Genomic DNA, 25746 nt, shown 5'->3' on the forward strand with positions numbered 1-25746 from the left:
GCTGGGCGGGCTGCCGGCAACCCCCGCCGCGGCCGCCCCGCCCGCCCTGCCGCGCGACGGACGCCGGGTCCTGGTCCTGGGCGGCGGCATCGCCGGGCTGGTCGCCGCCTGGGAGATGCGGCGGGCGGGCTGGCAGGTGCGGGTGCTGGAAGCCGCCCCGCAGGCCGGCGGCCGCTGCCTGACGCTGCGCGCCGGCGACACCGTGCGGGAGGCCGGCGGGCCGGCGCAGCCGGTGCCCTGGCCGGTGGCGCCGCATCTGTATCTCAACCCGGGCCCGGCCCGCATCCCGCACCATCACCGCGGCATCCTCGGCTACTGCAAGGCGCTGGGCGTGCCGCTGGAGGTGCTGGTGAACGAGAACCGCGCCGCGCTGGTGGCGGCGCCGGGCGGGGCGGTGCCGCTGCGCCGGCTGCAGGCCGACCTGCGCGGGCTGGTGACGGAATGGGCGGTGAAGGGGCTGGGCGCCGGCGGGCTGGCCATGCCGGTGTCGGAGGAGGATCTGGTCCGGCTGAAGGGCGCGCTGCGCTACTGGGGCGGGCTGGATGCGGACCTGCGCTACCGCGGCAACAGCCGGGCCGGCTGGGCGGAGCCGCCGGGCGCTGGACTGGCGCCGCCCGTGCCGAACCTGCCGCTGGACCCGCGGGCGCTGATGCGGCCTGAGGTCTGGATGGCCGCCAGCTTCGCCGAGGGCATCGACTACCAGGCGACCATGCTGCAGCCGGTGGGCGGCATGGACCGCATCGCCATGGCCTTCGCGCGGGTCCTGGGCGATGCGCTGGTGACGGGCGCCGAGGTGCTGTCGCTGCGGCGGGTGGAGGGCGGCGCGCGCGTCGCCTGGCGCGGCGCGGACGGCGCGGTGCGGGAGGAGGTGGCGCCGCGCGTGCTGGTGACCTTGCCGGCCCCGGTGCTCGCCCGGCTGGACACGGATTTCCCGGCCGACCGGAAGGCAGCGCTGGCGTCGCTGCGCTATGCCCATGCCTGCAAGCTGGGCTTCTACGCGGCGCGGCGCTTCTGGGAGGAGGATGCAGCGATCTATGGCGGCATCTCCTGGACGTCGGGGGATGCGACGCAGGTCTGGTATCCCTCGCACGGCCTGCATGGCGAAGGCGGGGTGCTGGTCGGCGCCTATATCTTCGACGGGCCGGCGGCGGAGCGGTTCGAGGCGGCGGCGCCGGAGGCCCGTGCCGCGGCCATGGCGGCGGATGGCGAGGCGTTGCATCCGGGCTATGCGCAGGCGGTCTCGGCGCCGGTATCGGTCGCCTGGGGGCGGATGCCGCGCGCCCTGGGCGCCTGGGCGGAGTGGACCCGTGCGCAGCGCGGCCTGGAGTATCCGCTGCTGCGCGCGCCCGAAGGCCCCTATGTCTTCGCCGGCGAGCACCTCTCCTGGCTGACAGGCTGGCAGGAAGGCGCGGTGCTATCGGCATGGTCGGCGCTGGCTGACTTGCAGGCATAGATGAGGGGGGGCAAGGGGGGGGATACTTTCTTCCCCCCCCCCACCTGCTGCCTCACTCGGCCGGCATCGGCAATGCGTTCGGCACGGCGTGCTTCTTCGGGTGCCTCAGCGCCAGCGCGTACAGCGCCGGCACCACCAGCAGGGTCGCCAGCGTCCCCAGCGTCAGCCCGCCGATCATCGCCACCGCCATGGGCCCCCAGAACACCGAGAGCGTCAGCGGCACGAAGGCCAGCACCGCGGCGAGGGCGGTCAGCACCACCGGCCGGGCGCGGCGCACGGTGCTCTCGATGATGGCGCGGCGCAGCGTCTCGCCCTGGTCCAGATCCTGCCGCACCTGGTCCACCAGGATGACGGTGTTGCGCATGATCATCCCGGCCAGGGCGATGACGCCGAGCAGGGCGACGAAGCCGAAGGGGCTGTCGGTGAGGAGGAGCGCCGCGGCGGCGCCGGGGATGCCCAGCGGCGCGGTGGCCAGCACCAGGCCGACGCGGCCGAAATGGCGCAGCTGCCACATCAGCAGCAGCAGCATGACGCCCACCATCAGCGGGAACAGGCCATAGAGCGCCTTGTTCGCCTTGGCGCTTTCCTCGGTGGCGCCGCCGGTGACGATGCGGATCTCGGGCGGCAGGGTGGCGCGGATGGCGTCGATGCGCGGCAGCGCGGCCATCGTGACATCGGGGCCCTGCAGCCCGTCCAGCACATCGGCGCGGACGGTCAGGAACAGCTCCCGGTTGCGGCGCCAGAGGATGGGTTCCTCCATCACCGGCTCCAGCCGCGCCAGCTGGGTCAGCGGCACCGCGCCGGCCGGCGTGCTGATGGACAGGTCGCCAAGGCTGGCGAGGGAGAGGCGCTCGGCGGCCGGGGTGCGCAGCACCACGTCCACCATGCGGTTGCCCTCGCGCAGCTGGGTCGCGGTGCTGCCGGAAAGCAGGCCCTGCAGCGACTGCGCGACGGAAGCGGGCGAAAGCCCGAGCTGCGCCAGGCGGTCCTGGTCGAGGGCGATGCGGATGCCCGGCGCCCGTTCCCCCCAGGCCAGCTGCACGTCGCGCGTGCCGGGCGTGGCGCGGAGCGCGGCCGTCACGTCCTCGGCGACGCGGCGCAGCGCGTCGGGGTCCTGGCCATGGATGCGGAACTGGACGGGGAAGCCGACCGGCGGGCCAAATTCCAGGCGGGAGACGCGGATGCGCGCTTCCGGCACCGACCCGTCCGCGGCCAGGCGGCGCAGCTTGGCCAGCAGCCTCTCCCGCGCCGCCAGGTCGGTGGTCTGGATGACCAGCTTGGCGAAGGATTCGTTCGGCAGGTCGGGGTTGAGCGCCAGGAAGAAGCGCGGGGCGCCGGCGCCGAGATAGGTGGTGAAGGTGCCGGCATCGGGGTCGCCGGCCAGCGCGGCCTCGACTCGCTCGGCGGCGGCGCGGGTCGCCGGCAGGCCGGCGCCCTGGCGCAGGGTGATGTCCACCAGCAATTCGAGGCGGGCGGAGGTCGGGAAGAACTGCTTGCGGGTGGCCGCCATGCCGGCGAAGCCGGCGACCAGCACGGCCAGCGCGCCGAGCAGGACGACGGCGCGGTGGTCCACCGCCCAGCCGACGACGCGGCGCAGGGCGCGGTAGGCGCGGCTGTCATAGCTGTCGTGCTGCGCCGCGCCGGGCTTCGGCGCCGGCAGCAGCCTGACGCCGAGATAGGGCGTGAACAGCACGGCGACGAGCCAGGAGGCGATGAGCGCCACGCCCACCACCCAGAAGATGCCGCCGGCATATTCGCCGGCGGTGGAGGCGGCGAAGCCCACGGGCAGGAATCCCGCCACCGTCACCAGCGTGCCGAACAGCATGGGGAAGGCGGTGGAGGACCAGGCGAAGGTCGCGGCCCGCACCCGGTCCCAGCCCTGGTCGAGCTTCACCGCCATGGCCTCGATCGCGATGATGGCGTCGTCCACCAGCAGGCCGAGCGAGAGGATCAGCGCGCCGAGGGTGATCCGTTCCAGCTCCATCCCGAGCGAGAGCATCACCAGGAAGACGATGGCGAGGGTCAGCGGGACCGACAGCGCGACGATGATGCCGGCGCGGAACCCCAGCGAGAGGAAGGAGACCAGCATCACCACGCCGAGCGCGGCGGCGAATTTCACCAGGAATTCGCCGACGCTTTCCTCCACCACCGCGGGCTGGTCGGCGATCTTTTCCAGGCGCAGCCCGACGGGCAGCTCGCGGCCCAATTGCGCGACGGCCACATCCACGTCGTGGCCGAGCGCGAGGACATCCGTGCCGGCACGCTTGGCGACCGCCACCAGCACGGCGGGCCTGCCCTCGTGCCGGATCTGGCTGCTGGGCGGGTCGGCCAGGCCGCGGCTGATCTGCGCGATGTCGCCCAGGCGCAGCGTGCGGCCGTTGCTCTCGATGGGCACGGCGCGGATGGCGGCCAGGCCATCGAAGCCGGTCTCCGTGCGGAGATAGACGCGGGACGATCCGGTCTCCGCGACGCCGGCCGGGGTCACGGCGTTCTGCCGCGCCAGCGCATCAAGGATGGCGGCGGGCTGCACGCCCAGCGTCGCCAGCCGGCTGTGCGAGACATCGACGAAGACGCGCTGCGCCTCCTCCCCGAAGATCGCCACCTTGCCGGCGGCGGGCAGGCCCAGCAGGCGCAGGCGGATGCGCTCGGCCTGGCGGACCAGCTCGGCATTGTCGGCGCCGGTCAGCGCCAGGACGATGGCATAGACATCGGAGTATTCGTCGTCGAAGAAGGGGCCCTGCACGCCGGCCGGCAGCAGCTGGCGGATGTCGCCGACCTTCTTGCGCACCTGGTACCACTGTTCCGGCACCGCCTTCGGCGGCGTGGTGTCGCGCAGCGTGACCGTCATGGCGACGGAGCCCGGGCGGCTGAAGGTCTGGACGTAGTCGAGCCAGGGCAGGTCCTGCAGCCTGCTCTCGATGCGGTCGGCGACCTGGGTCTGCATCTCCTCGGCGGTCGCGCCCGGCCAGGCGGCGGAGACCGTCATGACCTTGATGGTGAAGCCCGGATCCTCCGCGCGGCCGAGCCGGAGATAGGCGGCGGCGCCCGCGGCACCCAGCAGCAGGATCAGGAAGAGCGTGAGGGCACCGTTGCGGACGCCCCAGTCGGACAGGTTGAACGACATCGCGTGTCTCCTTGCTGGCGGCGCCGATCCGGATCGCCACGCCTCGCCCGGCCGGGCCGGCGCGGCGGTCATCGGGACCGCGCGACCGGTCAGCGCAGCGTGGCGGCGGCGCGGGTGCCGGCGATGCGGACGCGGCTGGCGGGGTCGAGCAGCTGCGGGCCGAGGGCGACGACCTGGTCGCCTTCGGCCAGGGCGCCGCGCAGCGTCGCCGTGACCTCGCCCAGGGAGACCACCTCCACCGGCACGGCCGTCACGCGGTCGCGCTGCAGCTTCCAGACCATCGGCCCCTGGCCGCGGTCATGCAGGGCGGAGAGGGGGAGGGTGGCGAGGATGGCGGCGGTCGCCTCGGCGCGGATGGTGCCGGTCATGCCCATGGCGACCCAGTCGGGCGCGCCGGGCAGGGAGAAGCGGGCGGTGTAGGTGCGCAGCGCGCCATCGGCCTGCGGCGCCAGCTCGCGCAGCCGCGCCGGCAGGGTCTCGCCCGGGCGGGCCCAGAAGCCGGCCAGCACCCGCGCCTCCGCCAGTTGCGCGACGGCGGCTTCCGGCACCTGCACGACCAGCTCCCGCTCCTCCGGATTGGCGATGCGCAGCACCGGCGCGCCTTCCGCCACCACCTGCCCGGCCTCGGCCAGCAGGGCGGTCACGACGCCGTCGCCGGGCGCGGCCAGCTGGGCATAGCCCAGGCGGCGGCGGGCCAGGTCCAGGCTGGCGCGGGCGCTGGCGACCTTCTCGGCGGCGCTGCGGGCGGCGGCCACGCGCTGGTCGTCATAGGCGACGGAGACATGGCCGGCGGCCAGCAGGGTGCGGGACCGCGCCGCATCGGCGCCGGCCTGGCGGGATTGCGCCTCGGCGGCGGAGAGGTCGGCCTCGGCGGCGCGGACCGCGAGCGCTAGGTCGCTGTCGTCCAGCCGGGCCAGGGGCTCGCCGGCGGTGACCTTCTGCCCGACCTCGACCAGCCGGGCGGTGATGCGGCCGCCGGTCCGGAAGGCGATGTCGGCTTCCCGCCGCGCCTTCACTACGCCGGTGAAGGCGCGCGCCTCGGTGGTCGGGGCCAGCCGGACCTCGGCGACCTGGACGGGCTTCGGCGCTTCGGCCTGCGGCGGGGCCGCGCTCTCGGCCTTGCAGCCGGCCAGGGCGAGGGTGGCTGCGAGGGCGGGGGCGAGACGGACGAAAACGGGGAGGGCACGCATGGCGGTCTCCGGGTGGCCGGAGATCAGTATGAGTGCGATCTGACGAAAGTCAATAATCGTCAGAGCGCACCCTTCACGGCCGGAGGGCGCGCAGCACGAACTCGGTCATGTCCGCGACCTGGGCGCGGAGTTCCTCGACGGTCTGCCCCTTCCGGGCGATGCAGCTGGCGATCAGCGCCGGGTGGTTCCAAGGCACCATCGTATGCAATAGGATTTCCGCTTTCTTGCTGGCATCGCCCGCGGCGAACTCCCCGGCCGCGATGCCGTCCCGGACCACGCGTTCCAGCGCCGCCCGCACGCCGAGGATATGGCGATCGATGACGTCCCAATGCTCGTCCATGGCGGCGCCGACCATGTCGTGCATCCGGCGCTCGTGGAAGAACACCTCGATCTTCAATTCGAACATGCGGCTGAAGATGCGGCGAAGCCGGGCTTCCGCCGTGCCCGGGCCGCCGGCCAGCGACTCGATCTCGGCCAGCATGGCGCCCAGGGTGCGCTGGGCAATGGCCTCGTTGATTGCGCTCTTGGACGGGAAGAAGCGGTAGATATTGGCCGGGGACATGCCCAGGTCGCGGGCGATGTCGGCCACCGCCGTCTTCTGGTAGCCCAAGCTGCGGAACAGCCGTTCGGCCGCTTCCTCGATGCGGGCGCGGGTGACCTCGGCGCGGGCGGTCTGCGTCTCGGCGGCGGCCTGGCCTGACATGGCGTGACGGAATCCTTCAATCGTCAGACATCATCTAGGGTCGCGGCGGAGGCAAGGGAACCGCAATCCTACTCGGCCGAGATGCCGGCGGCGCGGATCACCCCCGCCCAGCGCGCCAAGTCGGCGGCGATCACCGCGGCGAAATCCGCCGCCGGGCCCCCCACGGGCTGCAGGCCCTGGGCCCGCAACTGGTCCTGCGTGCCGGGCTGGGCCAGCCAGGCGCCCAGCAGGGCGTTCAGCCGCAGGACCAGCGCCGGCGGCAGCCCGGCCGGGCCGAGCAGCCCGTACCAGAGATCCACCGCCACCCGCGGGAACCCGGCCTCGGCCATGCTCGGCACCGCCGGCGCTGCGGCGGCCCGCGCCGCGCCGCCCACGGCCAGCAGCCGGACCTGCCCGGCTTCGGCCAGCGGCAGGGCGGTGTGGACCGGCAGCATCATCGCCGCCACGCGCCGGCCCAGCAGGTCCTGGATGGCGGGCGCGCTGCCGCGATAGGGCACATGGTTCAGGTCGATCCCGGCCTCGAGCGCGAAGAGCGCCATGCCGAGATGCTGCGGCGTCCCGACCCCCGGGCTGGCATAGTCCAGCGCCCGCCGCCGGGCGAGGGCGGCGAAGCCCGCCGCGCCATCGGCGGCGATGTCGGGATGGACCGCCAGCACGAGGTCGCTGCGGGCCAGGCGGATGACCGGCGCGAAGCTGCCGACGGGGTCGTAGGGCACCTGGCGGAACAGGGGCGGGGTCATCACCAGGGTGTTCGCCTGCAGCAGCAGGGTGCGGCCATCCGGTGCCGCCCGCGCCACCGCCGCCGTGCCGATATTGCCGGACGCACCGGCACGGTTCTCCACCACCACCGGCTGGCCGAGCGCCGCCTGGAGCGCCGGCGCGATCAGCCGGGCCAGAAGGTCCTGCCCGGTCCCCGGTGTGAAGGGAACCAGCAGCGTGACCGGCCCGTCCTGCGCCGCCGCCTGCCGCGCCGCGACCGGTGCGGCCAGCGCCGCGGCACCCGCCAGCATCGCCCGTCTGCTCCAGCGCATCCGCCACCTCCTCCCCCCTCCTCCAGGGTGGGCCGTTGCATCCCCGGGTCAAGCCGCGGCTTTTCCCGCCCGCCGCCCCGGTGGTACCGTCCCGCGCCACGGCAACGAACAGGAAAACGCCATGGCAAGCGCCGCAATGCTCGACCGCACGGACCCCGAACTCGTCCCGACCGGCGCCGCGTTGGGGGCGGAGCTGCGGGGCGTCGACCTCCGCAGGCTGGACGCTGCCGCCTTCGCCGCCTTGCTCGACGCCTGGCACCGGCACAGCGTCCTGCTGGTCCGCGGCCAGAGCCTCTCGCCGGACGACCTCATCGCCTTCAGCCGCCGCTTCGGCGCGCTCGACCACGCCCCCATCCAGGAGAATGGCCGCCGCTTCGTCGAGGGCCGGCCGGAGCTCTACGTGGTCTCGAACGTGCTCGGGCCGGATGGCCAGCCGATCGGCAGCCTCGGCGCCGGGGAGGCGGTCTGGCACACCGACATGTCCTACCTGCCGCGGCCGCCCAAGGCCTCCATGCTCTATGCGCTGGAGATCCCGCCGAGCGGCGGCGACACGCATTTCGCCTGCATGGCCGCGGCCTATGAGGGCCTGCCGCCCGACCTGAAGGCGCGGGTGCAGGGGCTGAAGGTGAAGCATGACGGCACCTACAACAGCGGCGGCTTCCTGCGCGCCGGCGTGACGCCGACCGACGACCCGCGCGCGGCGCCCGGCCACCTGCATCCGCTGGTCTGCCGGCACCCGGAGACGGGGCGGTGCATGCTCTATCTCGGGCGCCGGCGCATGGCCTATGTGGACGGGCTGGACCTGGCCGAGAGCGAGGCGCTGCTCGACGTGCTGTGGCAGCACGCGACGCGGCCGGCGATCTGCTGGCGGCACCAGTGGCGGGTGAGCGACCTTGTGCTGTGGGACAACCGCAGCACCATGCACCGCCGGGACCCCTTCGATGCCGCGGCGCGGCGGATCATGCACCGGACCCAGGTGAAGGGCGAGGCGCCGCCGATGGCGTGAGGCGAGGCCGGGCCCGGCGACCGGCCCGGCCCGGAGGATGCGGAGTGCGGCATGTCGGATGAGGCGTCCGCCGCGGCGAAGGCGGCGACGGAGGAGCGTTACGAGCTCGAGAAGCTGCTGGTGTCGTCGGGCGGTCTGCTGGTCACCGCCATCGGCGGTGGCATCGCGCTGGTCAGCTTCCTGCGGGCCAATCGCTGGAAGCGGGCCGAGCTCGCCAACGGCTACCTCGCGGACCTGACCTCGAACGCCGAACTGGTCTTCGCCTGCCGCGCGCTGGACTGGGAGGCCGGGCGGCTCGTCGTGCCGGAGACGCTGCGGCCCATCCTGTCGCGCGACGGGGCCGATCCGCCCGCCGCGATCCTGCACGACACGGCGCTGCGCGACCGGTGCATGGACCCCGACCTGCGAAGCGATGCGGTCATCGCCGAGCCCCTGCTGCAGGTGTACCGGACTGCCTTCGACAGCCTGCTGTCCTGGCTCGCCCTGGTCCGGCAGGCGCTGGACCGCCGGTTGTTCCGGCCGGGGGATGTCGAGGCGCTGCAATACTGGCTGAACCGCATCGCCGCAGCGACCTGGATGCACGGCTTCATCGGGACCTATGGCTACGGCACCGACATGCTCGCCCTGGCGAGGCACCTGGGAAACCGCAACCTGGAGGCAGCCTTCCGGGACCGCGAATGACGACAGCGCGTGGCCGTCCGCTGGGCGGCTGCGTCATGGTCGCCAGGGCCCAGCGGGTAGAACGCCATCAAACCCGTGAAAGACTGGCCGTTGACCATGCGGGACCTCTCGGTCCCGCCGCGCGGCGGTTGGTATGCCGGCGCAACCCCTCAGTCGATCTGCAGGTTCATCCGCTGCAGCACCGGCGCCCAGCGCGCCGCCTCCGCCCGCAGGAAGGCGCCGTACTCCTCCGGCCCGGTCCCGAGGGCGAACTGCCCTTCCGCCAGGAGCCGGTCGCGCAGCGCCGGTTCCTGCAGCGCCGCCGCGGCCGCCTGGGACAGCCGCTCCACCGCCGTGCGCGGCGTGCGCGCCGGCACCGCCAGGCCGAAATAGGTCTGCGCCACCGCGCCGGGCGCGACCTCGGCGAAGGTCGGGATGTCCGGCGTCGCCGGCAGGCGTCGGTCCCCGGTCCAGCCGATGATGCGGCCCTGGCCGTTGCGGTGCGGCGCGATGGCGCTGGCCCCGCCCACCACCAGCAGGTCCAGCGTGCCGGCGAGGAAGTCGTTGAGCTGCTGCGCATCGCCGCGATAGGTGACGTCCTGCATGCGGATGCCGAGCTGTTCGGCGACCAGCACGGCGGCGATGTTGTTGAAGCTGGACGGCCCGTTGGTGCCGTAGTTCAGCCGCCCCGGCCTTGCCTTCGCCAGGGCCACGAATTCCGGGATGGTCGCCGGCAGGCGGTTCTGCAGCAGGAAGGCGAAGGGCAGGGTGGAGAGCAGCGAGACCGGCGCGAAATCCTCCAGCCGGTAGGGCAGGCTGCGCATCAGCAGCGGGTTGAGCGTGAGGGTGGTGCCGCTGTTCACCAGCACCGTGAAGCCGTCCGGCGCCGCCCGCGCCACGTAATCCGCCCCGACCACGGTGGCGGAGCCGCCGCGATTCTCCACCACCACCGGCTGCCCGAGCGCCCCCTGCATGCGGTCCGCCAGCAGACGGCCCATCAGGTCGGTGGACCCGCCGGGCGGGAAGGGCACCACGAGGGTGATCGGCCGCCCGGTCACCTGCGCCAGGGCCGGCGCCGCCAGCGCCGCCAGGCCGCCCGTCAGCAGGGGGCGCCGCCCCCTCCATCGTCCCTGCATCCCGGTCCTCCCGCGCTTGTTGCGGGCAGGCTGCCATTCCCCGCCAGCGCCGGGAAGGGCCGCGCTTGACGGCGGCGGCGCGGCACGGCGCTATGCCGGGCGACAGGAGGAACCAGCGATGTCCGAGCACATCCGCGTCACCGTGGCGGACGGCGTCTGCACCGTCGCCATGCACCGGCCCGAGAAGAAGAACGCCCTGACGCGCGACATGTATGCCGGCCTGGCCGACGCGATCGAGCGCACCGCCGAGGACCCCGCCATCCGCTGCCTGCTGCTGGCCGGCACGGCGGGGGTCTTCTGCGCCGGCAACGACATCGCCGATTTCCGCAAGCCCCGGCCGGAGGACAACCCGGCCGAGCCCGGCCCGAGCCATCGCTTCTATTTCGGCTTGGCGCGGCTCGAGAAGCCGGTGGTGGCCGCCGTCCCCGGCCTGGCGATTGGCATCGGCTGCACCATGCTGCTGCACGCCGACATCGTCTATGCGGCGCCCGAGGCGCGCTTCCGCCTGCCCTTCGTCGATCTCGGCCTGGTGCCGGAGCTCGGCGCCTCCATGCTCGTCCCCTGGCTGGTGGGCAAGCACCGCGCCGCCGAACTGCTGCTGCTGGGCGACTTCTTCGATGCCGCGACCGCCGAGCGCATGGGCTTCGTGAACCGCATCATGGACCGCGCCGAGCTGCTGCCCAACGCCACCGCCACGGCGCGGGCCCTGGCGCAGAAGCCGCAGGAGGCGCTGCGGCTGACCAAGAGACTGCTGCGGCCCGCGGCCGAGCAGGCGCTGCTGGCCCGCATGGAGGAGGAGCGCGCGATCCTGGCCGAGCGGCTGCGCGCGCCGGAGACCCAGGCCATCATGGCCCATGTGCTGAAGCCGAAACCCGCCGCCCGCTGAGGCGCGGCGCAACACGTCACGGGCGCGCCGGCCAGCGGGCCGGCGCATGGAAGGAAATGTCGCATGTCGCTGCTGGACATGGTGAAGGGCCGGCTGTCGCTGCCCGTCATCGGCTCGCCGCTCTTCATCATCTCGGTGCCCGACCTCGTGGTGGCGCAATGCACCAGCGGCGTCATCGGCTCCATGCCCTCGCTGAATGCCCGCCCGGCGGAGCAGTTCGACGACTGGGTGGCCGAGATCAAGGAAAGGCTGGCGGCGCATGACGCCCGCCACCCGGACCGGCCGGCGGCGCCCTTCGCCATCAACCTGATCGTGCACAAGTCGAATGACCGGCTGGAGCGCGACCTGGAGATCGTGGTGAAGCACAAGGTGCCGCTGATCATCACCTCGCTCGGCGCGCGGCCCGAGGTGAACCAGGCCGTGCACTCCTATGGCGGCTACGTGCTGCACGACGTGATCAACCAACGCTTCGCCCACAGCGCGGTGGACAAGGGCGCGGACGGCCTGGTGCTGGTCGCGGCCGGCGCCGGCGGGCATGCCGGCGCGCTGTCGCCCTTCGGCTTCCTGCAGGAGACGCGGGCCTGGTTCGACGGGCCGATCGCCCTGTCCGGCGCCATCGCGCATGGCGCGTCCATCCTGGCGGCGGAGGCGCTGGGCGCCGACTTCGCCTATATCGGCAGCGCCTTCATCGCCACCGAGGAAGCCCGCAGCGTCCCCGAGCAGCGGCAGATGATCGTCGAGAGCGGCGCCGAGGACATCGTCTACACGAACCTCATCACCGGCGTGCATGGCAACTACCTGAAGCCGTCGCTGCGCAAGGCGGGGCTGGACCCGGACAACCTGCCGACCAGCGACCCGACCCAGATGAGCTTCGGCACCGACCGCAGCAAGCGCCGCTGGAAGGATATCTGGGGCAGCGGCCAGGGCATCGGCACGGTGAAGGCGGTGACGCCGGCGGCGGCGCTGGTGGAGCGGTTCCGCCGCGAATACGCCGTCGCGCGGACCCGGCTCGGCACGCGCAGCCCGCTGGTCAACCCGGCCTGGGAAGCGGTGCTGGACGCGGCCGCCGCGGAGTAGCCGCGAGCCTGCCGGTCGGGCTGCCCCGGGCGGCTTCTGGGCGCCCAACGGCGCAGGCAGGCACCGGCGACCACCTGATCGCGCGCGGGGAGTGACGCGGCGCGATCAGGGGCCACCCAGCGCGTTGAATAGTGCGCCGCGATCCGGTCCGGCGCTGCCGGCCGGACCGGCGCCCAGGCGCGTGCCGCCCGGTGCGGCATGCGCGGTCCCGTGCGGCCGCAGACCCGTCCGGCCCATTGGTCGCCGGGCCGCGCCGTGATCCGATCGGGCGCAAGCCGTGGCGGGCACGAGCGCCATCCGCCGCGGCGCGGCACACCCCGCGCCGGCGGCTTGCGTGCGCGGGGTGTACCGATCGGCGCAGGAAAGCGGGAAGGGCGCCGCGCCGCGTCAGGCGGCCGGCCACTCCACCACGAAGCGGACCGGGAAGGGCGTGCCGCCCTTGTCGAGCGGCCCGGTGGCCCGCAGCCCGTCCTTCGCCAGCAGCGGCTTCAGGATCTGCGGCAGCACCGCGCGGTTGATGTGCTGGCCGAAGCAGGTGTGCATGCCATGGCCCCAGAGGATGTACTGGTCCCAGGGGCGGTCGGTGCGGAATTCCTCCGGCGCGTCCCAGGCCAGCGGGTCGAACATCGCGGACAGGTTGGCGGCCAGCACCATGGTCCCGGCGGGGATCCGCTTCGCGCGGAGGGTGCCGCGGGCGATCACTGCATCGCGCGCCGCGCGCCGATAGATGATGGGATTAACCGGGTCGAAGCGCAGCGCCTCGAACACATGCGCCGCCAGCAGCGTGTCGTCATCCGCCTGCGCCGCGCGGCGGGCGCCGGCGAGCGCCGCCGGCCGTTCCAGCAACTGGTTCAGCGCCTGGGTGGCGGCCTTGGCCAGGGTCGGGACGAAGCCGATCAGCAGGCCAATCAGGTTGTTGCGGATGTCGAGGTCGCGCATGCCCGGCTGCCCCGCCGCCTGCAGCGCCAGGCAGCGGCCCAGGATGTCCCCGCCATGCTCCGGCTGCGCCTTGCGCAGGGCGATGGCGGCGTCGAGATAGTCGCGCAGGCTGGCCGCGGCCTGCATCGCCCGCGCCTCGACGGACGGGTTGGCCTCCAGATCGGCGAAGAGATACCAGAACAGGATGCTGGTCCATTCGGCCATCTCCGCCTCGGACGGGCCCGGCGTGCCGAAATAGCGGTCCAGCAGGTGCAGCGGGATGCGCCGGCCGAGTTCCACCGGGACGTCGATGCGGCCCGGCGCCGCCGCCATGATGTCCCGCGCCCGCTGCGCCGCCAGGGGCACGACCAGCGACGGCAGGTCGTCCCGCCGCACCGCCGCGCGCATGTTGGTCACGTCCCGCGTGTAGTCGGCGCCGTCCTGCATGCCGAGAAAGAAATTCTCCCCGGCCGTCAGCTTGCGCATCCGCGGTTCGTAGACCACCGCGAAGTCGGCCTCGCGCTCCAGCACCTCCACCACATCGGCATGCCGGGTGACGACCGCGGTGCCGCTGTTGTCATAGGCGCGGATGCCCTGGCCCGCGGTGACGAGGTTCGGCGTGAAGGCGCGTTGCAGGGCAAAGAGCCTGCGCTGCCCGACGGGCGCGCCGAGCGTGGCGCCGAGCGCGGCCTTGCCGGCGGCCCCGCCCACCGCGCCACGCAGGAACGGCCCGGCAAGCGCGGCGGCGGCGCCCAGCGCCATGCCGTAATGCGCGATGCGGATGCGTCCTGCTTCCGCCAGCGTCGAGAACAGAGTCATCGGACCCCCCGATCCATGCGACGGCAGCCTAGCAGGCCTGCAACGATGCGGCTGTGCGAAACGGCATGCCGCGGCGTCGCAAAGGATCGGCGGCGAAGGATCAGGCGCCGGCCGGCAGCATGGCACGGCCCAGCGCCATGGCGGCGGCGAAGGGGCAGCCGCCGGCCTTCCGGCGCTTGCGGCCTTCCACCGCGTAGCGGCCGGGCTGCGCCGCCGGATCCTGGCTCGGCGCGACGATCGCCGCGTGGTAGCCGGCCCAGTCCTCGGCCGAGAATTCCTCGAGGCCACCGACCATCCCGGCATTGTTCAGCAGCGCCTCGGCATAGGCGGCCTGCGGGATCGGCTGGACCTGCAGGAAGGGCTCCCCGGCGCGGAAGGAGATGGCGCTGTCGGTGCGGGTCAGCCGGAGGTTGGTGAAGAGCGGCCCGAACCAGCGATCCGTCTCGACCATGCCCTCATAGGCTTCGAAGCCGGGGGCGGCGGGCAGGTTCACCAGGTCGCGCAGCAGCAGGCTCCAGCCCGGGGCGGTGCGGGCGGCAAGGCCGGTCCAGACCTGGACCACGCCCGGTTCCTGGAGGGCGGTGAGGAAGGGCGGGGCATAGTCGCCCATGCCGGGCGGTGCCGAGTTCTTGAAATGTTCCGCGAAATGCGGAAACTGCGCGGCGCCCAGCGGCAGCCAGTCCGGCAGGCCGGCGGTGTGCCACCAGATCTGCCGCCCGTCCCAGAGCAGGTCGAAATCGACCGGCGGGGCGACATGCCAGCCGAAGCCGGCGGCGGTCGTGACCGCGTCGCAGTAGCGATAGGCGCGGGTGGGCAGGCTGCCGAGCCCGGAGCGGTCCGCCCGTTCCGGCAGGGAGGCATCGGGGATCATCCGGTAGAAGGTGACGAGAGCGGGTGTCGCGCTCATGGGCTTGTATTCCTTCCCAACCCGAAGCGGGCCCAACCCGAAGCAGGGGCGGCCGGGGCGGATGCCGCCAGCCGCCCGCCGGCTTCAGCCGCGGCGGATGCCGGCGCCGAGGCGCACCTTGCCGCTGTCGGCCACCGCCGCCGGGACGGCGACCGGGGCCGGGCGGGTGGCCGGCGCCGTCGGGCGCAGCCCGGGCTTGCGGATGCCGGCGCCGAGACGGACCAGGCCCTGATCGGCGACGGCGGCGAGCGTGATCTTGCGCATGGGGGATCTCCGTGATGCGAGCTCTGGTGCGGGGGAGGCTGGGTCGGGACGGGTCCCGGTCCGGCTCCGCGGGGCACCGGTCCCGCGGCAGAGGGAAACTGGCACAGAACAAGAACACGGAACAAGGAAAAAATATCGCTGTATTGACGATTTTATTCTTAAAGAATTAACCACTCGTCGAGTCGCCCTTCGGCCGCCCCGCCGCTGCCCGCATTTTTCACGCTAGGTTCACGCTTCGCCCCGTCTCGCCGGATGCCGCCCGGCGCCCGTTGCGGCATTCCTCGGGACAGACGGGACGGGGAATGAGCCATGCAGATCGACATCCTCGCGGTGGAGGCCGAGAGCGAGCCGGACCCGGCGCGGATCCAGCGCGTGCTGGACGCCGCCCGCCGCTATGTCGCCTATCGCGAACGCGCCGCCGCCATGGCCTCGGGACGGATCCCGGAGGCGCGGACCCTGGCCGATGCGATCGACCGCGACTTCCTCGCCTTCGACATCGCCAGGGCGGAGCGCGAGCTGCGCGCCGCGGTGATCGCGCTGGATCCGGATGCCGCGCCGTTCTGGTTGTCCGAGCCCGAGGCCCGCGCCCGCCACGCCGAGGAGGAGTGAACGGGCCGGTGCCCGGCACGGTGCCGCATGCGGCGCGCCCGACCGCGGCGTGCCGCCGCAGGACCGGGCCGGCGCATCCATCCGGCGCGAAGTCCCAGCCACGTCCATCAACCATCGGGGGCACCATGCCGCACTGAATCGCGCAGGGCGGGTAGCCAGCATTGCAGTGCAGCTTGTGGGCGGCATGATCCATGCCGCCGCGAAGGAGTTTTTTTCTTTTGCGCATCGAGGCAGGCTGCTAACGGCGGCCAGGGGCCTCTATCCTCGGCGGCATGGCCGAGAGCCTGACCATCGCCGAGCCTGCCATGCCGTCCGCGGGCATGGCCGACCGCGCGCCATCCCTTCGCCTCGTGCTCATCGGCCAGATGGAAGCCTGGAGCCTGGCCAGCGTGCCGGCGCTGCCGCGGTCGCGGAAGGCGCGCGGGCTGCTCGCCGTCCTGGGGCTGGCCGCGGGGGTGCCGGTGCAGCGCGCCAGGCTCGGCGCCCTGCTGTGGTCCGGCCGCGGCGACGACCAGCGCCGCACATCCCTGCGCCAGGCCCTGCATGAGCTGCAGGCGGCCCTTGCCGAGGCCGGCGGGCCGGCCATCGCCGCCACGCGCGACACGCTCGCCTTGCCGGCCGACCAGGTCTGGGTGGATGCGGTGGAAGTCGCCCGCGCCGGCGCGGCGCGGCCCGGCGCGCTGGAATTGCTGCGGGCCGAGTTGCTGGCCGACCTCGAGGGCCTGGATCCGGCCTTCGACGCCTGGCTGGCCACGGAACGGCTCCGGCTGCGCAGCCATGCGGCCAGCGAGGCGAGCGCGCTGCTGGCCGCGGCGACCGAGCCCGATGCCGTCGCCACCGCGGCGCGCCGGCTGCTGGCGATCGATACCGGCTCCGAAGGCGCCTGGCGCAGCCTGATCCGCGCGGAACTGGCGCGCGGCGATCGTGGCGCGGCCCTCGCCGCCTATGAATCCTGCCGCACCGCGCTGGCCAGCCGCCATCGCGCCTGTCCCTCCGCCGAGACCGAGGCCCTGGCCCGCGCCATCCGCGCCGGCGGCGCGATGGCCGAGGCGCCGGTGCCCGAGCCGCGCCGGGCGTCCGGCCGTGGCGCGCGCATCGGCGTGCTGCCGCTCGCCCTGCTGGGCCAGGAAGCGGCGCCGCATCTCTCGGCCGGGCTGGCGGAGGAGATCACCGCCGCGCTGGCGGCGCTGCGCTGGATCTTCGTCGTGGACTGCGCCTCCCTCGCCAGCGCGGCCAGCGGCGGCGATCCGGAAGCGGCGGCGCGGCAGCTCGGCCTCGACCTCGTGCTGTCGGGCGCGGTGCAGCGCGCCGGCACGCGCATCCGCGTCACCCTGCGGCTGACCGATCTGCGGGAGCCCGCCGGCGTCGTCTGGACGCAGCGCTTCGACCGCGAGGCGGACGACATGCTGGCGCTGCAGGACGAGATCGCGGCGGCGGTGGTCGCCCGCATCGACCCGGAGATCCTGCTGATCGAGGCGACGCGCGCCACCGCCCGCGGCCATGTCGGCGCCTCCGCCTACGATCTGCTGCTCCGCTCCATCCCGGCGATGCACCGCCTGGAGCCGGCCGGCTTCGCCGCCGCCGGGCACTGGCTGCGGGAGGCGATGGCGCTGGAGCCGGACTATGCGCCGGCGCATGCCTGGGCCGCCTATTGGCACCTGCTGGGGCTGGGCCAGGGCTGGCACCTCGGCGAAGCGGCCTCCGGCATGTCGGAGGCCGAGCGGCTGGCCAGCCGCGCCATCGCGCTGGACCCGCTCGACGCGCAGGCGCTGACCATCCTCGGCCATGTGCATGCCTTCCTGCACCATCGGGTGGAGGATGCGGCGGCGCTGCATCGCCGCGCCCTGGCGCTGAACCCGAACCTGGCGATGGCGTGGGTCTTCCTCGGCATGGCGGAGAGCTATCTGGGCGAGCATGCCGCGGCGCTGCGTCGGCACGACCGCTACCGCGAATTGGCGCCCTGCCACCCGCATGCCTTCTTCTTCGATGCGGCGCGGGCGATCCCGCTGCTGCTGCTCGGCCGGCATGCGGCGGCGGCGGAGGTCTGCAGCGCGGCAATCGCGCTGCAGCCGGGCTTCAGCTTCCCCTACAAGGTGCGGCTCGCCGCGCTCGGGCATCTGGGCCGGGCCGCGGAAGCGACGGCGGCACTGACCAGGCTGCTGGAGATCGAGCCGGACTTCACCGTGGCGCAGGCCCTGGCGCGCACGCCGCTGCGCCGCCTTGCCGACCGGCAGCACTACGCGAATGGGCTGAAGCTCGGCGGCCTGCGCTAGCGCGGTTTCCGGTCGCCATGGCTCACGGCGACCGCTCTCGTCTTTTGCTTCTGCGAGCATCGTCACCCGATCAGGTAATTCCACCTGATCGGGATCGGCTCTTGCGCGCCTCGCGGTGCGACGCGAAGGCCGCGCGGCGGGCATCCGCGCCGCGGCCGAAGGCCGACGGCGGTGCAGCGTCCGGCAGGTCGGATGCCCGGCCGCCCGGCCCTGCCCGGCGCCTGGGTCCGAAGGTGCCGCTCGGGCGGGCCGCCGCCGTCGATCCGCAGGGTCGTCTGGCTCGCGGCCCGGGCGCCGCGCAGGACCGGTGCGCGATGCCGCCCTCCGGTCGCCAGGAAGTCGGCGCGGTGGCATCACGCCGCGCAGCCCGTGACCTGGTGGGGAGCCGCGCGGGCCGTTGGCGCGGCCGGTCAGGTGGTCGGTTTCACGGTCTTTCGCGCGGTGAATTCACGCGGCGTGGCCCGGCGGGGCATCGGGTCGTGGGCTGACTGGCCGCCTTCCGCCGCCCAGGGCGCCGCGTCCCGCCGGCGAGGGGCGCAGGCGAGGCAAATCGCTGTGAACATATTCCTTGCGCGTGTCGCGGGTCGGGACGCCGCTTGCCCGGGCCCGGGCCGGCATGCCGCCACGGATCGGGACGGCGATGCCATCCCCAGGCCCAGGTTCGGGCCCAAGGCGCCGCGCCGGCACCGGCCCGGCCGGCGCGGGGCCGCAGGTTCAGATGAACTGGCCGCGCAGGAAACCCAGCGCCGGCAGCGGGGTCCATTTGCGGGGCAGTTCGTGCCGCTTGATCGGCGCCACGCTGTAATGCGGCACGGGCTGGGCGGATCGGCGGAGGAAATCCTCGTAGGCGCGTACCTGCTGCGCCCGCCAGTCCCGGTCGGCCAGGGCGGCGGCGCGGCTGCGGAAGACCTCCGCGACGCGGCTGGTGCGGCCCACGGTCGCGTATACCGCCCAGAGCATGTCGTCGTCGGCACGGCCGACGCTGACGAGATCCCTCACCCTGCCTGAATCGCAAGCGCCGGGGCTGGCGTCAAGCGGCGGGAGCCAGGGCGGAGGCGGATGGTCATTCCAATTCCCGGCGTGCCGCCAGCAGGCGTTCCCGCTCGGCCTCGCTCACCCTGGGGTAATGCAGGTCGAGGCCGTTCAACGTCGTGGCGATGCAGGCCGCCACCACCAGCCGGGTGAACCACTTGTTGTCCGCCGGCACGACGAACCAGGGCGCATGCGGCGCCGCCGTCGCGCGGATCGCCTTCTCGTAGGCATCCTGATAGGCATCCCAGTGGCGCCGCTCCGCCACGTCGTCGGCGCTGAATTTCCAGTTCTTCTCGGCTTCCTCGATGCGCGCCAGGAAGCGCCGGCGCTGCTCCTCGGGGCTCAGGTGCAGGAAGAATTTCAGGACGACGATCCCCTGCCGCGACAGGTAGCGCTCGACCGCGGCGATATCCTCCAGCCGCTCGTCCCAGATCCGCTTGCCGCGCAGCGCCGGGGGCAGGGTCTGCGCCGCCAGGATCTCCGGATGCACCCGGGCGACCAGCACCTCCTCGTACCAGCTGCGATTGTGGATGCCGATCTCGCCGCGCGGCGGCAGCGCCAGCATGTGCCGCCACAGGAAGTCGTGGTCGCGCTCCAGCGGGCCCGGCGCCTTGAAGCTGGTGACCCGCACCCCCTGCGGGTTCACGCCCGAGAAGACATGCTTGATGGCGCCGTCCTTGCCGGCGGCATCCATGGCCTGGAACAGGCAGAGCAGGGCCCAGCGGTCCTGGGCATAGAGCATGTCCTGCTGGTCCTTCAGCAGGGCGATGCCGTCCTGCAGCATCGCCTCCGCTTCCTTCTTGTCGATGCTCAGGCCACCGGTGTCGCCGGGGTCGCGGTCCTTCAGGCGGAAGCCCTTGCCGTGCTCCACCCGATAGCGCTCGACGAGCTTCCGCACCCGCTTCAGGTCCATGGCCGCCCCTCCCTGCCGGTCCGGCGCCGGGCGCGGGAGCGGCCGGGGCGGCCGCCGGTCAGCCGGTCGGCCGCATCCGCGGCGCCGGTCCCGCCACCAGCCAGGCCACGGTCAGGCCCTGCAGCAGCAGCGTCAAGGCCAGCGCCCAGCCATAGCCCGCCGGGTCCCAGCCGCCGGCAGCGGTGCGGGGCCAGAGGTCGAGGATGAGCCCGATCCCCGTCTGCAGCAGGAAGACCAGCACCAGCATGCTGAAATTGAGTGCCGTGGCGACGCGCCCGGTCAGCTCCGCCGGGAAGCGTTGCGCCAGGACGGCATAGGAGATCGGGCCGACCGACCCGACGCAGGCGAAGCCGAACCACACCAGCGAGAGGGTGGTGATGCCCTGCGGCCCGGCGATCAGCACCGCCTGCAGTGCCGCCATGGCGGCGATGCCCGCATAGGGCACGCGCATCGGGTCCACCCCGCGCCGCTGCAGGGCGGAGGCGAGCTGCCCGCCCAGGAGCTGCCCCGCCATGATGCCGAGCGCATAGCAGAGCAGCACGCCGGCCCGCGCCGCGTCCCCGAGGCCGCCGACATCCCGCAGCCAGGGACCCGCCCAGAGCCCCTGGTAGGTGAAGACCAGGCCGGAGAGCAGCGCGATCGCCGGCATGGTCCGCAGGAAGACCGGGTGGCCGAAGATGCGGCCGAACTCGGCGATCTCCGCCCGCAGCGGCCGGCGCGGCGGCGGCGCGGGGCCGGGCGCCTGCCTCGGCACGGACAGGGCGATCCAGGCGGATGCCAGCACCGCCAGCCCGGCCAGCACCAGGAAGACGCCGCGCCAGCCGAGCAGCGGCAGCGCCGCCTGGGCCGGCCAGGTCGCGGCCAGCCCGCCGGCGGCGCCGAGGAAGACGCCGGCGCCGGTCATCGCCGCCAGCCGCCAGGCGGGGAACCACTGCCGGTTGGCCTGCATCAGCCCGATCAGCGCGCCGGCGACGCCGAGGCCGGTGACGCAGCGGCCGATCGCCAGCCAGAGCGGGTCCGCCGCCAGGGCGCAGAGCAGGAAGCCGCCGGCGGCGACCAGCGCCAGCAGCATCTGCACGCGCCGCGCGCCGTGCAGGTCGATGGCGAGCCCGATCGGCAGCTGCGCCAGCGCATAGGCGGCGAAGAACACCGCCGCCAGCGCCCCCAGCCCGCTGGCCGAGAGGCCGAATTCCAGCGCCATCGCCGGCCCCACCGTCGCCACCACGATGCGCGAGGCCTGGTTGATGAAGCCGACCGCGGCGAAGGGCAGGCTGACGCGGAGGAAGATGCGCGACGGCGCCATGCCTCAGGCCCGCTGCCGGGACCGGCCGGGCCGGGACCGGCCGGCGGCAGCCACCCGCCGGTGGCGTCGGGTGCGGGCGGCGGGCATCCTGCCGCGGCCTCTCAGGCGGGCGGCCGCAGGCGGATGCTGATCGGGCAGTGGTCCGACAGGCGTTCCCGCCATTCCCGGTCCCGCTCGGCATAGACCATGACGCGGATGCTGTCGGGCAGCAGCCAGCGGCGCGCCTCGCCGCCCAGCAGGATGTGGTCGATGAAGCGGCGCGGGCCGCGGGCCCCGGCCCAGCAGGGGTCGGACAGCCCTTCCGTCACCCGCGCCAGCGGCCCGGCCGGGGCGAGCGCCTGGAGGAAATCGTCCTCCGGCCCGCCGATGGCGCGGTTGAAGTCGCCGAGGATGGCGAAGGCCACGCCCTCCCGACCTCGGGCGGCCGCCCAGCCGGCGAGGATGGCGGCCTGCCGCGCCAGCGACTCGCAATCCGGATTGGGCTGGGAGAAGCGGTCATCCCGGCAGCCGGCATCGAGATGCACCGACAGCAGGCGCAGCCGCTGCCCGCCGGCCTCCACCGTGATGTCGGTGCCGCGGCGGAGCGAGAAGCGCGCCTGCGGCCGCAGGTCGAGCGCGGCGAGGTCCGGGTTCTGGGTGACGCGCAGGGTCCGGCGCACGGCGAAGCCGGTGCGCTGGATGTCCCGCTCCTCCGGGAAGAAGAAGGCGTAGGCGGCGGGGTCGAAGATGCGCGCCGCGGCCTCCGGCCCGTCCACCTCCTGCAGGGCGACGATGTCGGCATCGAGGCGGCGCGCATAGCCGCCGAGAAGCTGGAGGTCGCCCGGACGCCGGGGCGTGAGGTTGCGCGGCAGGTCCGGGTCGCCCGCCTGGCGGAGCGTCAGCCAGGCGATGTTCCAGCTGGCGAGCTTGAGCTCCGCCGCCCGGGCGGGCAGGGCGAAGACAGGCAGGGCGAGGGCGAGCAGGGCGGGGAGAAGCAGGGCGCGCATCGGCCGAGAGTGCCGGCAGCGGCGGTTGCTGGCCAAGGGGGGATGCGCGCCGCCTGCCCGCCGCGCGGCCGCCCCGCCGAAGCGGGACGGTCGGAGCGCTGCGGGACCGGACAGGCTGCGGGGCTTCGACGGGCGGTCCTTCGCGGGTTTGACGCCGTCGCCCACACTGGCCCCCCGGCGAGGATCGGCGCTGCAGCAGATCCCGATCGGGTAAGATCACCTGGTGCGGTGAAGATGCTCGTAGGGTCACATGACCAGGCGGTTGCCGTGCGCCACGGCGAACGGAAACCGCCTTGGTGTACCGAATCCGAAGTGCGCCGCCACCGGCGGCGCCCTGCGGTTCGGACCACTCGCCTGTGTTTGCAGTGGCTTGGTGATCCGCTGCGTTGGCAGCCGACGGCTGCGAGCTTCGCGGGCAGGACATTAGGCTCCGGACGGGACGGGAGAGGCGCGATGCGGGTCTGGGCCTTGGGTCTGCTGCTGCTGGCAGGGCCGGCGGCGGGGCAGGGGGTGAAGGGGCCGGCCACCGCCGATGCGGTGGCGGGCGGATTGCCAGCCGACCTGGCCGGGTGGCGGCGCGGCGCGGTGACCGACTTCACCCAGCGCCCCGGCGGGGCCGGGCTGGGCGCCGCGGTGGAGTACCGGCCGGCCCCCGGCGGGCCGGGCATCGCCACCGTGTATCTCTACGACCGTGGCCGAACCGATCTGCGCGACGGCGCCGCATCGCCCGAGGTGGAGGCGGAATTGCGCGGCGCGGTGGGGGAGGTGGAGGCGGTCGCACCACTGCGCCGCTACCGGGTGGCGGAGCGCGGCACGCCGGTCGACCTGCGCGGCGCCGGCGGGCGGGAGGGGCTTCGCTGTCAGCCCCTGGTCCTGGCCTTCGAGGGCGGCACCCTGGCCGACAGCACGGTCTGCCTGGGCGTGGTGGCCGGGCGCTTCGTCAAGCTACGGATGACCCTGCCGGCGGCGGCGGAGGATTTTTCCGCCAAGGCGGTGGCGGCCTTCGGCCAGGCGGTGCTGGCGGAATTGCAGCCGCCGGCCCCGCCGCCTCCCGCCGCGCCGTCCCGCCGCCGCGGCTGACGGCGGCGCGCCACGGCGGCGCCGTCAGCCGGGAATGCGCACCGGCAGGCTGCGGATGCCGTGGATGAAGTTGGAGTAGATGCGCTTCGGCTCGCCCAGCACCTCGATCCGGTCGAAGCGGGCCAGCACTTCCTCCCACAGGATCCGCAGTTGCAGTTCGGCCAGGCGGTTGCCGACGCAGCGATGCACCCCGAAGCCGAAGGACAGGTGCTGCCGCGCCCGCGGCCGGTCGATGATGAACTCGTCCGGCCGCTCGATCGCCTCCGGGTCGCGGTTGCCCGAGACATACCACATGCAGACCTTGTCGCCCTCGCGGATGGTCCTGCCGCCGAATTCGAAGTCGCGGCTGGCGGTGCGGCGCATGTGGATCACGGGCGTCACCCAGCGGATGACTTCCGAGACCATGTTGGGAATGAGGCCCGGATCGGCCCGCAGCTTCGCCCATTCCGCCGGGTTCTGGTGCAGCGCCCAGAGGCCGCCGGACATGGAATTGCGCGTGGTGTCGTTGCCGCCGACGATCAGCAAAGCGAGGTTGCCCATGAACTCGCGCAGCGGCATCTCCCGCGTCGCCGCGCCATGCGCCAGCATGGACAGCAGGTCGAAGCCCGGCGCCTGCGCCTTCCGCGCCTCGAACAGCCGCCCCATGGTCTCCGCCATCACCTTCAGCTCGGCGAAGCGCGCCTCCTCCGAGTGCACCGGCGCCTCGGGGTCGGTGATGTCGGCGATCGCGACATCCGACCACCAGGTCAGCTTGCGCCGCTCCTCCACCGGGAAGTCGAATAGCGTCGCCAGCATCAGCGTGGTCAGCTCGATGGAGACGCGCTCGACCCAGTCGAATTCCTCGTTGCGCGGCAGCCCATCCAGCACCGCCTGGGTGCGCTGGCGGATCAGCGGCTCCATGTTCGCCAGGTTGCCCGGCGCGACGATGGGCTGCACCACCTTGCGCTGCTCGTCATGCTTCGGCGGGTCCATGCGGATGAAGCTGGGCCGCTGCATCTCCTTCGGCTGGTCCAGCACCTGGATGCCGCCGAGCTCGGAGGAGAAGACCTGGTGGTTCACCTCCGCCGCCATGATGTCCTTGTAGCGGGTGATCGACCAGTAGGGGCCGAAGCGGCTGTCGGCGCACCAGTGCACCGGAGCCTCCCGCCGCAGCCGGTCGAAATAGGCGAAATAGGTCTGGTCCTGGTAATGCGCCGGGTCGCTCATGTCGAAGCGGTCCAGCGGCAGTTGCAGGGCGCGCTTGTCGGGGATGGCGTTCATGGACGGTTTGGCTCCCTCGGGCGGCCGCGTCTGCGCGCGGCATGGGGGCAGCCTACCGGAAGGGCAGGCCCGATTGCGAGCGGCGCCTGACTCGGACCGGTCCAGGCCGGGTTCCGGCCTGGTGGGAGAGCTTGAGGGGGGGGCAAGGCCCCCCTCTATGGGACCGTGTCAGCCCTTCTGCTTGCCGGCGATGATGGCGCCGGAGAGCGTCTCCGGGTTGCGCTCCCACCAGCGTCCCGCATCCACCCAGGTGACGAAGTCGAGCACCGCGCGGTTGAAGGCGTCCGGGTCCTCGATGTTCATGGTGTGGCCGCAGCGCGGCATCACCAGCAGCGCGCTGGTGCCGATGGTACGCTTGAGGAACAGGCCAGGCTCCAGCGTCGGGTCGTCCTCGTCGCCGCAGATGACGAGGGTGGGCAGCTTCATCTGCCGGAACTCGGCCTCCAGCTCAAACAGGCTGGGCCGTTCCCGCTGCACGCCGCGCATGGTCAGCACCGCGCCGTCGGTGTCATGCTCGGCCAGCTGCGACATGAACTCGGCATAGCCGCGCGGATCCTTCTCCTCGAAGACCAGGCGGGTGGGGCCGCGGCCATAGGACCGCGCCATCTTCCACATGCCTTCCTCGGCGATCTTCGCGGCGGTGGCATCCACCTCGGCGCGGAACTGGTCGCGCTTGCCGGGGGCGGCGCCGTAGCCCACGCCGGCGGCGGTCAGGCTGCGCGCCAGATCCGGGTGCCGCAGGCCGAGATGCAGGGTGGCGAAGGCGCCCATCGACAGCCCGACCACATGCGCCGGCGCCAGCCCCAGCCCCTTGATGACGGCGGCGATGTCGTCCGTCGCCCGGTCCTGCGAATAGGCGGCGCCGTCATGCGGCACCGCGCTGGGCGGGTAGCCGCGGGCGTTGAAGGCGATGCAGCGGTAGCGCCGGGCGAAGAAGCGCATCTGCGGCTCCCAGCTTCGGCTGTCGCCGGCGAATTCATGCACGAAGACGATGGGCGTGCCACTGCCCGCCTCCTCGTAGTGCAGATCCACCCCGTCATCCGTCGTCACCACCGGCATGGCGTTGCCCTTCCCCGAAGCCTGCGGCGGGGAGGCTACTCGCCGCCCGCGGGCCCC

General features: G+C 73.4%; 22 protein-coding genes. 8 read left to right on the forward strand and 14 right to left on the reverse strand.

Features of this window, described 5'->3' with window-relative positions:
• Window positions 1-1453, forward strand: a 1453-nt coding sequence (locus E2C05_RS03505; RefSeq protein ID WP_158291922.1) for a flavin monoamine oxidase family protein, incomplete at its 5' end; no start/stop codon positions are given.
• A gap of 52 nt (window positions 1454-1505) precedes the next feature.
• On the opposite strand, the gene E2C05_RS03510 is transcribed toward E2C05_RS03505, so the two are convergent.
• The 4 genes from E2C05_RS03510 to E2C05_RS03525 all read right to left on the reverse strand — a co-directional run bounded on the left by E2C05_RS03510 (window position 1506) and on the right by E2C05_RS03525 (window position 7501).
• Complete coding sequence (locus E2C05_RS03510) at window positions 1506-4577, reverse strand: efflux RND transporter permease subunit (protein WP_158291923.1); 3072 nt, start codon at window positions 4575-4577, stop codon at window positions 1506-1508.
• Window positions 4578-4666: 89 nt separating this feature from the next.
• A complete protein-coding gene (locus E2C05_RS03515; protein WP_133218219.1) occupies window positions 4667-5767 on the reverse strand; it encodes an efflux RND transporter periplasmic adaptor subunit in 1101 nt (366 codons plus the stop codon).
• Between the two features lie 73 nt (window positions 5768-5840).
• Window positions 5841-6470: a TetR/AcrR family transcriptional regulator gene (locus E2C05_RS03520; protein ID WP_133218220.1), complete on the reverse strand. Its 630-nt coding sequence runs from the start codon at window positions 6468-6470 to the stop codon at window positions 5841-5843.
• Between the two features lie 68 nt (window positions 6471-6538).
• Window positions 6539-7501: a tripartite tricarboxylate transporter substrate-binding protein gene (locus tag E2C05_RS03525; RefSeq protein WP_133218221.1), complete on the reverse strand. Its 963-nt coding sequence runs from the start codon at window positions 7499-7501 to the stop codon at window positions 6539-6541.
• Window positions 7502-7622: 121 nt separating this feature from the next.
• On the opposite strand from E2C05_RS03525, the gene E2C05_RS03530 reads away from it, so the two are divergent.
• Both E2C05_RS03530 and E2C05_RS03535 read left to right on the forward strand, forming a co-directional pair.
• Complete coding sequence (locus E2C05_RS03530) at window positions 7623-8507, forward strand: TauD/TfdA dioxygenase family protein (protein WP_133218222.1); 885 nt, start codon at window positions 7623-7625, stop codon at window positions 8505-8507.
• 51 nt (window positions 8508-8558) lie between these two features.
• Window positions 8559-9188 (forward strand): hypothetical protein, encoded by a 630-nt coding sequence (locus E2C05_RS03535; protein WP_133218223.1) that lies wholly within the window; start codon window positions 8559-8561, stop codon window positions 9186-9188.
• A gap of 149 nt (window positions 9189-9337) precedes the next feature.
• Here the strand turns inward: E2C05_RS03535 and E2C05_RS03540 are convergent, their stop codons facing one another.
• The gene (locus E2C05_RS03540) at window positions 9338-10303 is read right to left on the reverse strand and encodes a tripartite tricarboxylate transporter substrate binding protein (RefSeq protein ID WP_133218224.1); all 966 of its coding nucleotides are present in this window, start codon (window positions 10301-10303) and stop codon (window positions 9338-9340) included.
• A gap of 118 nt (window positions 10304-10421) precedes the next feature.
• Between E2C05_RS03540 and E2C05_RS03545 the strand changes: the two genes are divergently transcribed.
• On the forward strand, window positions 10422-11189 hold the full coding sequence (locus tag E2C05_RS03545; protein WP_133218225.1) for an enoyl-CoA hydratase: 768 nt from the start codon (window positions 10422-10424) through the stop codon (window positions 11187-11189).
• A 63-nt stretch (window positions 11190-11252) separates the two neighbouring features.
• Complete coding sequence (locus E2C05_RS03550) at window positions 11253-12266, forward strand: NAD(P)H-dependent flavin oxidoreductase (RefSeq protein ID WP_133218226.1); 1014 nt, start codon at window positions 11253-11255, stop codon at window positions 12264-12266.
• Window positions 12267-12653: 387 nt separating this feature from the next.
• Here E2C05_RS03550 and E2C05_RS03555 read toward each other — a convergent pair whose 3' ends face one another.
• The 3 genes from E2C05_RS03555 to E2C05_RS03565 form a co-directional block, all read right to left on the reverse strand.
• Window positions 12654-14003 (reverse strand): cytochrome P450, encoded by a 1350-nt coding sequence (locus tag E2C05_RS03555; RefSeq protein ID WP_133218227.1) that lies wholly within the window; start codon window positions 14001-14003, stop codon window positions 12654-12656.
• 100 nt (window positions 14004-14103) lie between these two features.
• Window positions 14104-14910, reverse strand: a complete 807-nt coding sequence (locus E2C05_RS03560; protein WP_133218228.1) for a DUF6065 family protein — start codon at window positions 14908-14910, stop codon at window positions 14104-14106.
• 84 nt (window positions 14911-14994) lie between these two features.
• A complete protein-coding gene (locus tag E2C05_RS03565) occupies window positions 14995-15174 on the reverse strand; it encodes a hypothetical protein (RefSeq protein WP_133218229.1) in 180 nt (59 codons plus the stop codon).
• Window positions 15175-15483: 309 nt separating this feature from the next.
• Between E2C05_RS03565 and E2C05_RS03570 the strand changes: the two genes are divergently transcribed.
• Entirely contained in the window at window positions 15484-15783 is a 300-nt protein-coding gene (locus E2C05_RS03570) for a hypothetical protein (protein ID WP_133218230.1), read from the forward strand.
• A gap of 272 nt (window positions 15784-16055) precedes the next feature.
• A complete protein-coding gene (locus E2C05_RS03575) occupies window positions 16056-18056 on the forward strand; it encodes a BTAD domain-containing putative transcriptional regulator (RefSeq protein ID WP_133218231.1) in 2001 nt (666 codons plus the stop codon).
• Window positions 18057-18770: 714 nt separating this feature from the next.
• Here E2C05_RS03575 and E2C05_RS03580 read toward each other — a convergent pair.
• From E2C05_RS03580 to E2C05_RS03595, 4 genes are all read right to left on the reverse strand, one after another.
• The gene (locus E2C05_RS03580) at window positions 18771-19055 is read right to left on the reverse strand and encodes a hypothetical protein (RefSeq protein WP_192912411.1); all 285 of its coding nucleotides are present in this window, start codon (window positions 19053-19055) and stop codon (window positions 18771-18773) included.
• A gap of 64 nt (window positions 19056-19119) precedes the next feature.
• Window positions 19120-20001, reverse strand: a complete 882-nt coding sequence (locus tag E2C05_RS03585) for a polyphosphate kinase 2 family protein (protein ID WP_133218232.1) — start codon at window positions 19999-20001, stop codon at window positions 19120-19122.
• 58 nt (window positions 20002-20059) lie between these two features.
• On the reverse strand, window positions 20060-21304 hold the full coding sequence (locus tag E2C05_RS03590; RefSeq protein WP_133218233.1) for an MFS transporter: 1245 nt from the start codon (window positions 21302-21304) through the stop codon (window positions 20060-20062).
• Window positions 21305-21405: 101 nt separating this feature from the next.
• The gene (locus E2C05_RS03595) at window positions 21406-22290 is read right to left on the reverse strand and encodes an endonuclease/exonuclease/phosphatase family protein (protein WP_133218234.1); all 885 of its coding nucleotides are present in this window, start codon (window positions 22288-22290) and stop codon (window positions 21406-21408) included.
• A 453-nt stretch (window positions 22291-22743) separates the two neighbouring features.
• On the opposite strand from E2C05_RS03595, the gene E2C05_RS35090 reads away from it, so the two are divergent.
• Window positions 22744-23370, forward strand: coding sequence for a hypothetical protein (locus E2C05_RS35090; protein ID WP_133218235.1), 627 nt, complete (start codon window positions 22744-22746; stop codon window positions 23368-23370).
• A 24-nt stretch (window positions 23371-23394) separates the two neighbouring features.
• Here the strand turns inward: E2C05_RS35090 and E2C05_RS03605 are convergent, their stop codons facing one another.
• Together E2C05_RS03605 and E2C05_RS03610 are read right to left on the reverse strand one after the other, a co-directional pair.
• Window positions 23395-24630: a cytochrome P450 gene (locus tag E2C05_RS03605; RefSeq protein WP_133218236.1), complete on the reverse strand. Its 1236-nt coding sequence runs from the start codon at window positions 24628-24630 to the stop codon at window positions 23395-23397.
• Between the two features lie 168 nt (window positions 24631-24798).
• On the reverse strand, window positions 24799-25689 hold the full coding sequence (locus E2C05_RS03610; protein WP_133218237.1) for an alpha/beta fold hydrolase: 891 nt from the start codon (window positions 25687-25689) through the stop codon (window positions 24799-24801).
• Window positions 25690-25746: the final 57 nt, after the last annotated feature.

It is taken from the genome of Paracraurococcus ruber (genome assembly GCF_004353985.1).
Lineage (GTDB): Bacteria > Pseudomonadota > Alphaproteobacteria > Acetobacterales > Acetobacteraceae > Paracraurococcus > Paracraurococcus ruber.

What these genes read in the sequence shown, in the direction of transcription:
- E2C05_RS03510 (WP_158291923.1), bottom strand. Translation starts at nt 4,577, where the DNA reads ATGTCGTTCAACCTGTCCGACTGGGGCGTCCGCAACGGTGCCCTCACG.
- E2C05_RS03515 (WP_133218219.1), bottom strand. Translation starts at nt 5,767, where the DNA reads ATGCGTGCCCTCCCCGTTTTCGTCCGTCTCGCCCCCGCCCTCGCAGCC.
- E2C05_RS03520 (WP_133218220.1), bottom strand. Translation starts at nt 6,470, where the DNA reads ATGTCAGGCCAGGCCGCCGCCGAGACGCAGACCGCCCGCGCCGAGGTC.
- E2C05_RS03525 (WP_133218221.1), bottom strand. Translation starts at nt 7,501, where the DNA reads ATGCGCTGGAGCAGACGGGCGATGCTGGCGGGTGCCGCGGCGCTGGCC.
- E2C05_RS03530 (WP_133218222.1), top strand. Translation starts at nt 7,623, where the DNA reads ATGGCAAGCGCCGCAATGCTCGACCGCACGGACCCCGAACTCGTCCCG.
- E2C05_RS03535 (WP_133218223.1), top strand. Translation starts at nt 8,559, where the DNA reads ATGTCGGATGAGGCGTCCGCCGCGGCGAAGGCGGCGACGGAGGAGCGT.
- E2C05_RS03540 (WP_133218224.1), bottom strand. Translation starts at nt 10,303, where the DNA reads ATGCAGGGACGATGGAGGGGGCGGCGCCCCCTGCTGACGGGCGGCCTG.
- E2C05_RS03545 (WP_133218225.1), top strand. Translation starts at nt 10,422, where the DNA reads ATGTCCGAGCACATCCGCGTCACCGTGGCGGACGGCGTCTGCACCGTC.
- E2C05_RS03550 (WP_133218226.1), top strand. Translation starts at nt 11,253, where the DNA reads ATGTCGCTGCTGGACATGGTGAAGGGCCGGCTGTCGCTGCCCGTCATC.
- E2C05_RS03555 (WP_133218227.1), bottom strand. Translation starts at nt 14,003, where the DNA reads ATGACTCTGTTCTCGACGCTGGCGGAAGCAGGACGCATCCGCATCGCG.
- E2C05_RS03560 (WP_133218228.1), bottom strand. Translation starts at nt 14,910, where the DNA reads ATGAGCGCGACACCCGCTCTCGTCACCTTCTACCGGATGATCCCCGAT.
- E2C05_RS03565 (WP_133218229.1), bottom strand. Translation starts at nt 15,174, where the DNA reads ATGCGCAAGATCACGCTCGCCGCCGTCGCCGATCAGGGCCTGGTCCGT.
- E2C05_RS03570 (WP_133218230.1), top strand. Translation starts at nt 15,484, where the DNA reads ATGCAGATCGACATCCTCGCGGTGGAGGCCGAGAGCGAGCCGGACCCG.
- E2C05_RS03575 (WP_133218231.1), top strand. Translation starts at nt 16,056, where the DNA reads ATGGCCGAGAGCCTGACCATCGCCGAGCCTGCCATGCCGTCCGCGGGC.
- E2C05_RS03585 (WP_133218232.1), bottom strand. Translation starts at nt 20,001, where the DNA reads ATGGACCTGAAGCGGGTGCGGAAGCTCGTCGAGCGCTATCGGGTGGAG.
- E2C05_RS03590 (WP_133218233.1), bottom strand. Translation starts at nt 21,304, where the DNA reads ATGGCGCCGTCGCGCATCTTCCTCCGCGTCAGCCTGCCCTTCGCCGCG.
- E2C05_RS03595 (WP_133218234.1), bottom strand. Translation starts at nt 22,290, where the DNA reads ATGCGCGCCCTGCTTCTCCCCGCCCTGCTCGCCCTCGCCCTGCCTGTC.
- E2C05_RS35090 (WP_133218235.1), top strand. Translation starts at nt 22,744, where the DNA reads ATGCGGGTCTGGGCCTTGGGTCTGCTGCTGCTGGCAGGGCCGGCGGCG.
- E2C05_RS03605 (WP_133218236.1), bottom strand. Translation starts at nt 24,630, where the DNA reads ATGAACGCCATCCCCGACAAGCGCGCCCTGCAACTGCCGCTGGACCGC.
- E2C05_RS03610 (WP_133218237.1), bottom strand. Translation starts at nt 25,689, where the DNA reads ATGCCGGTGGTGACGACGGATGACGGGGTGGATCTGCACTACGAGGAG.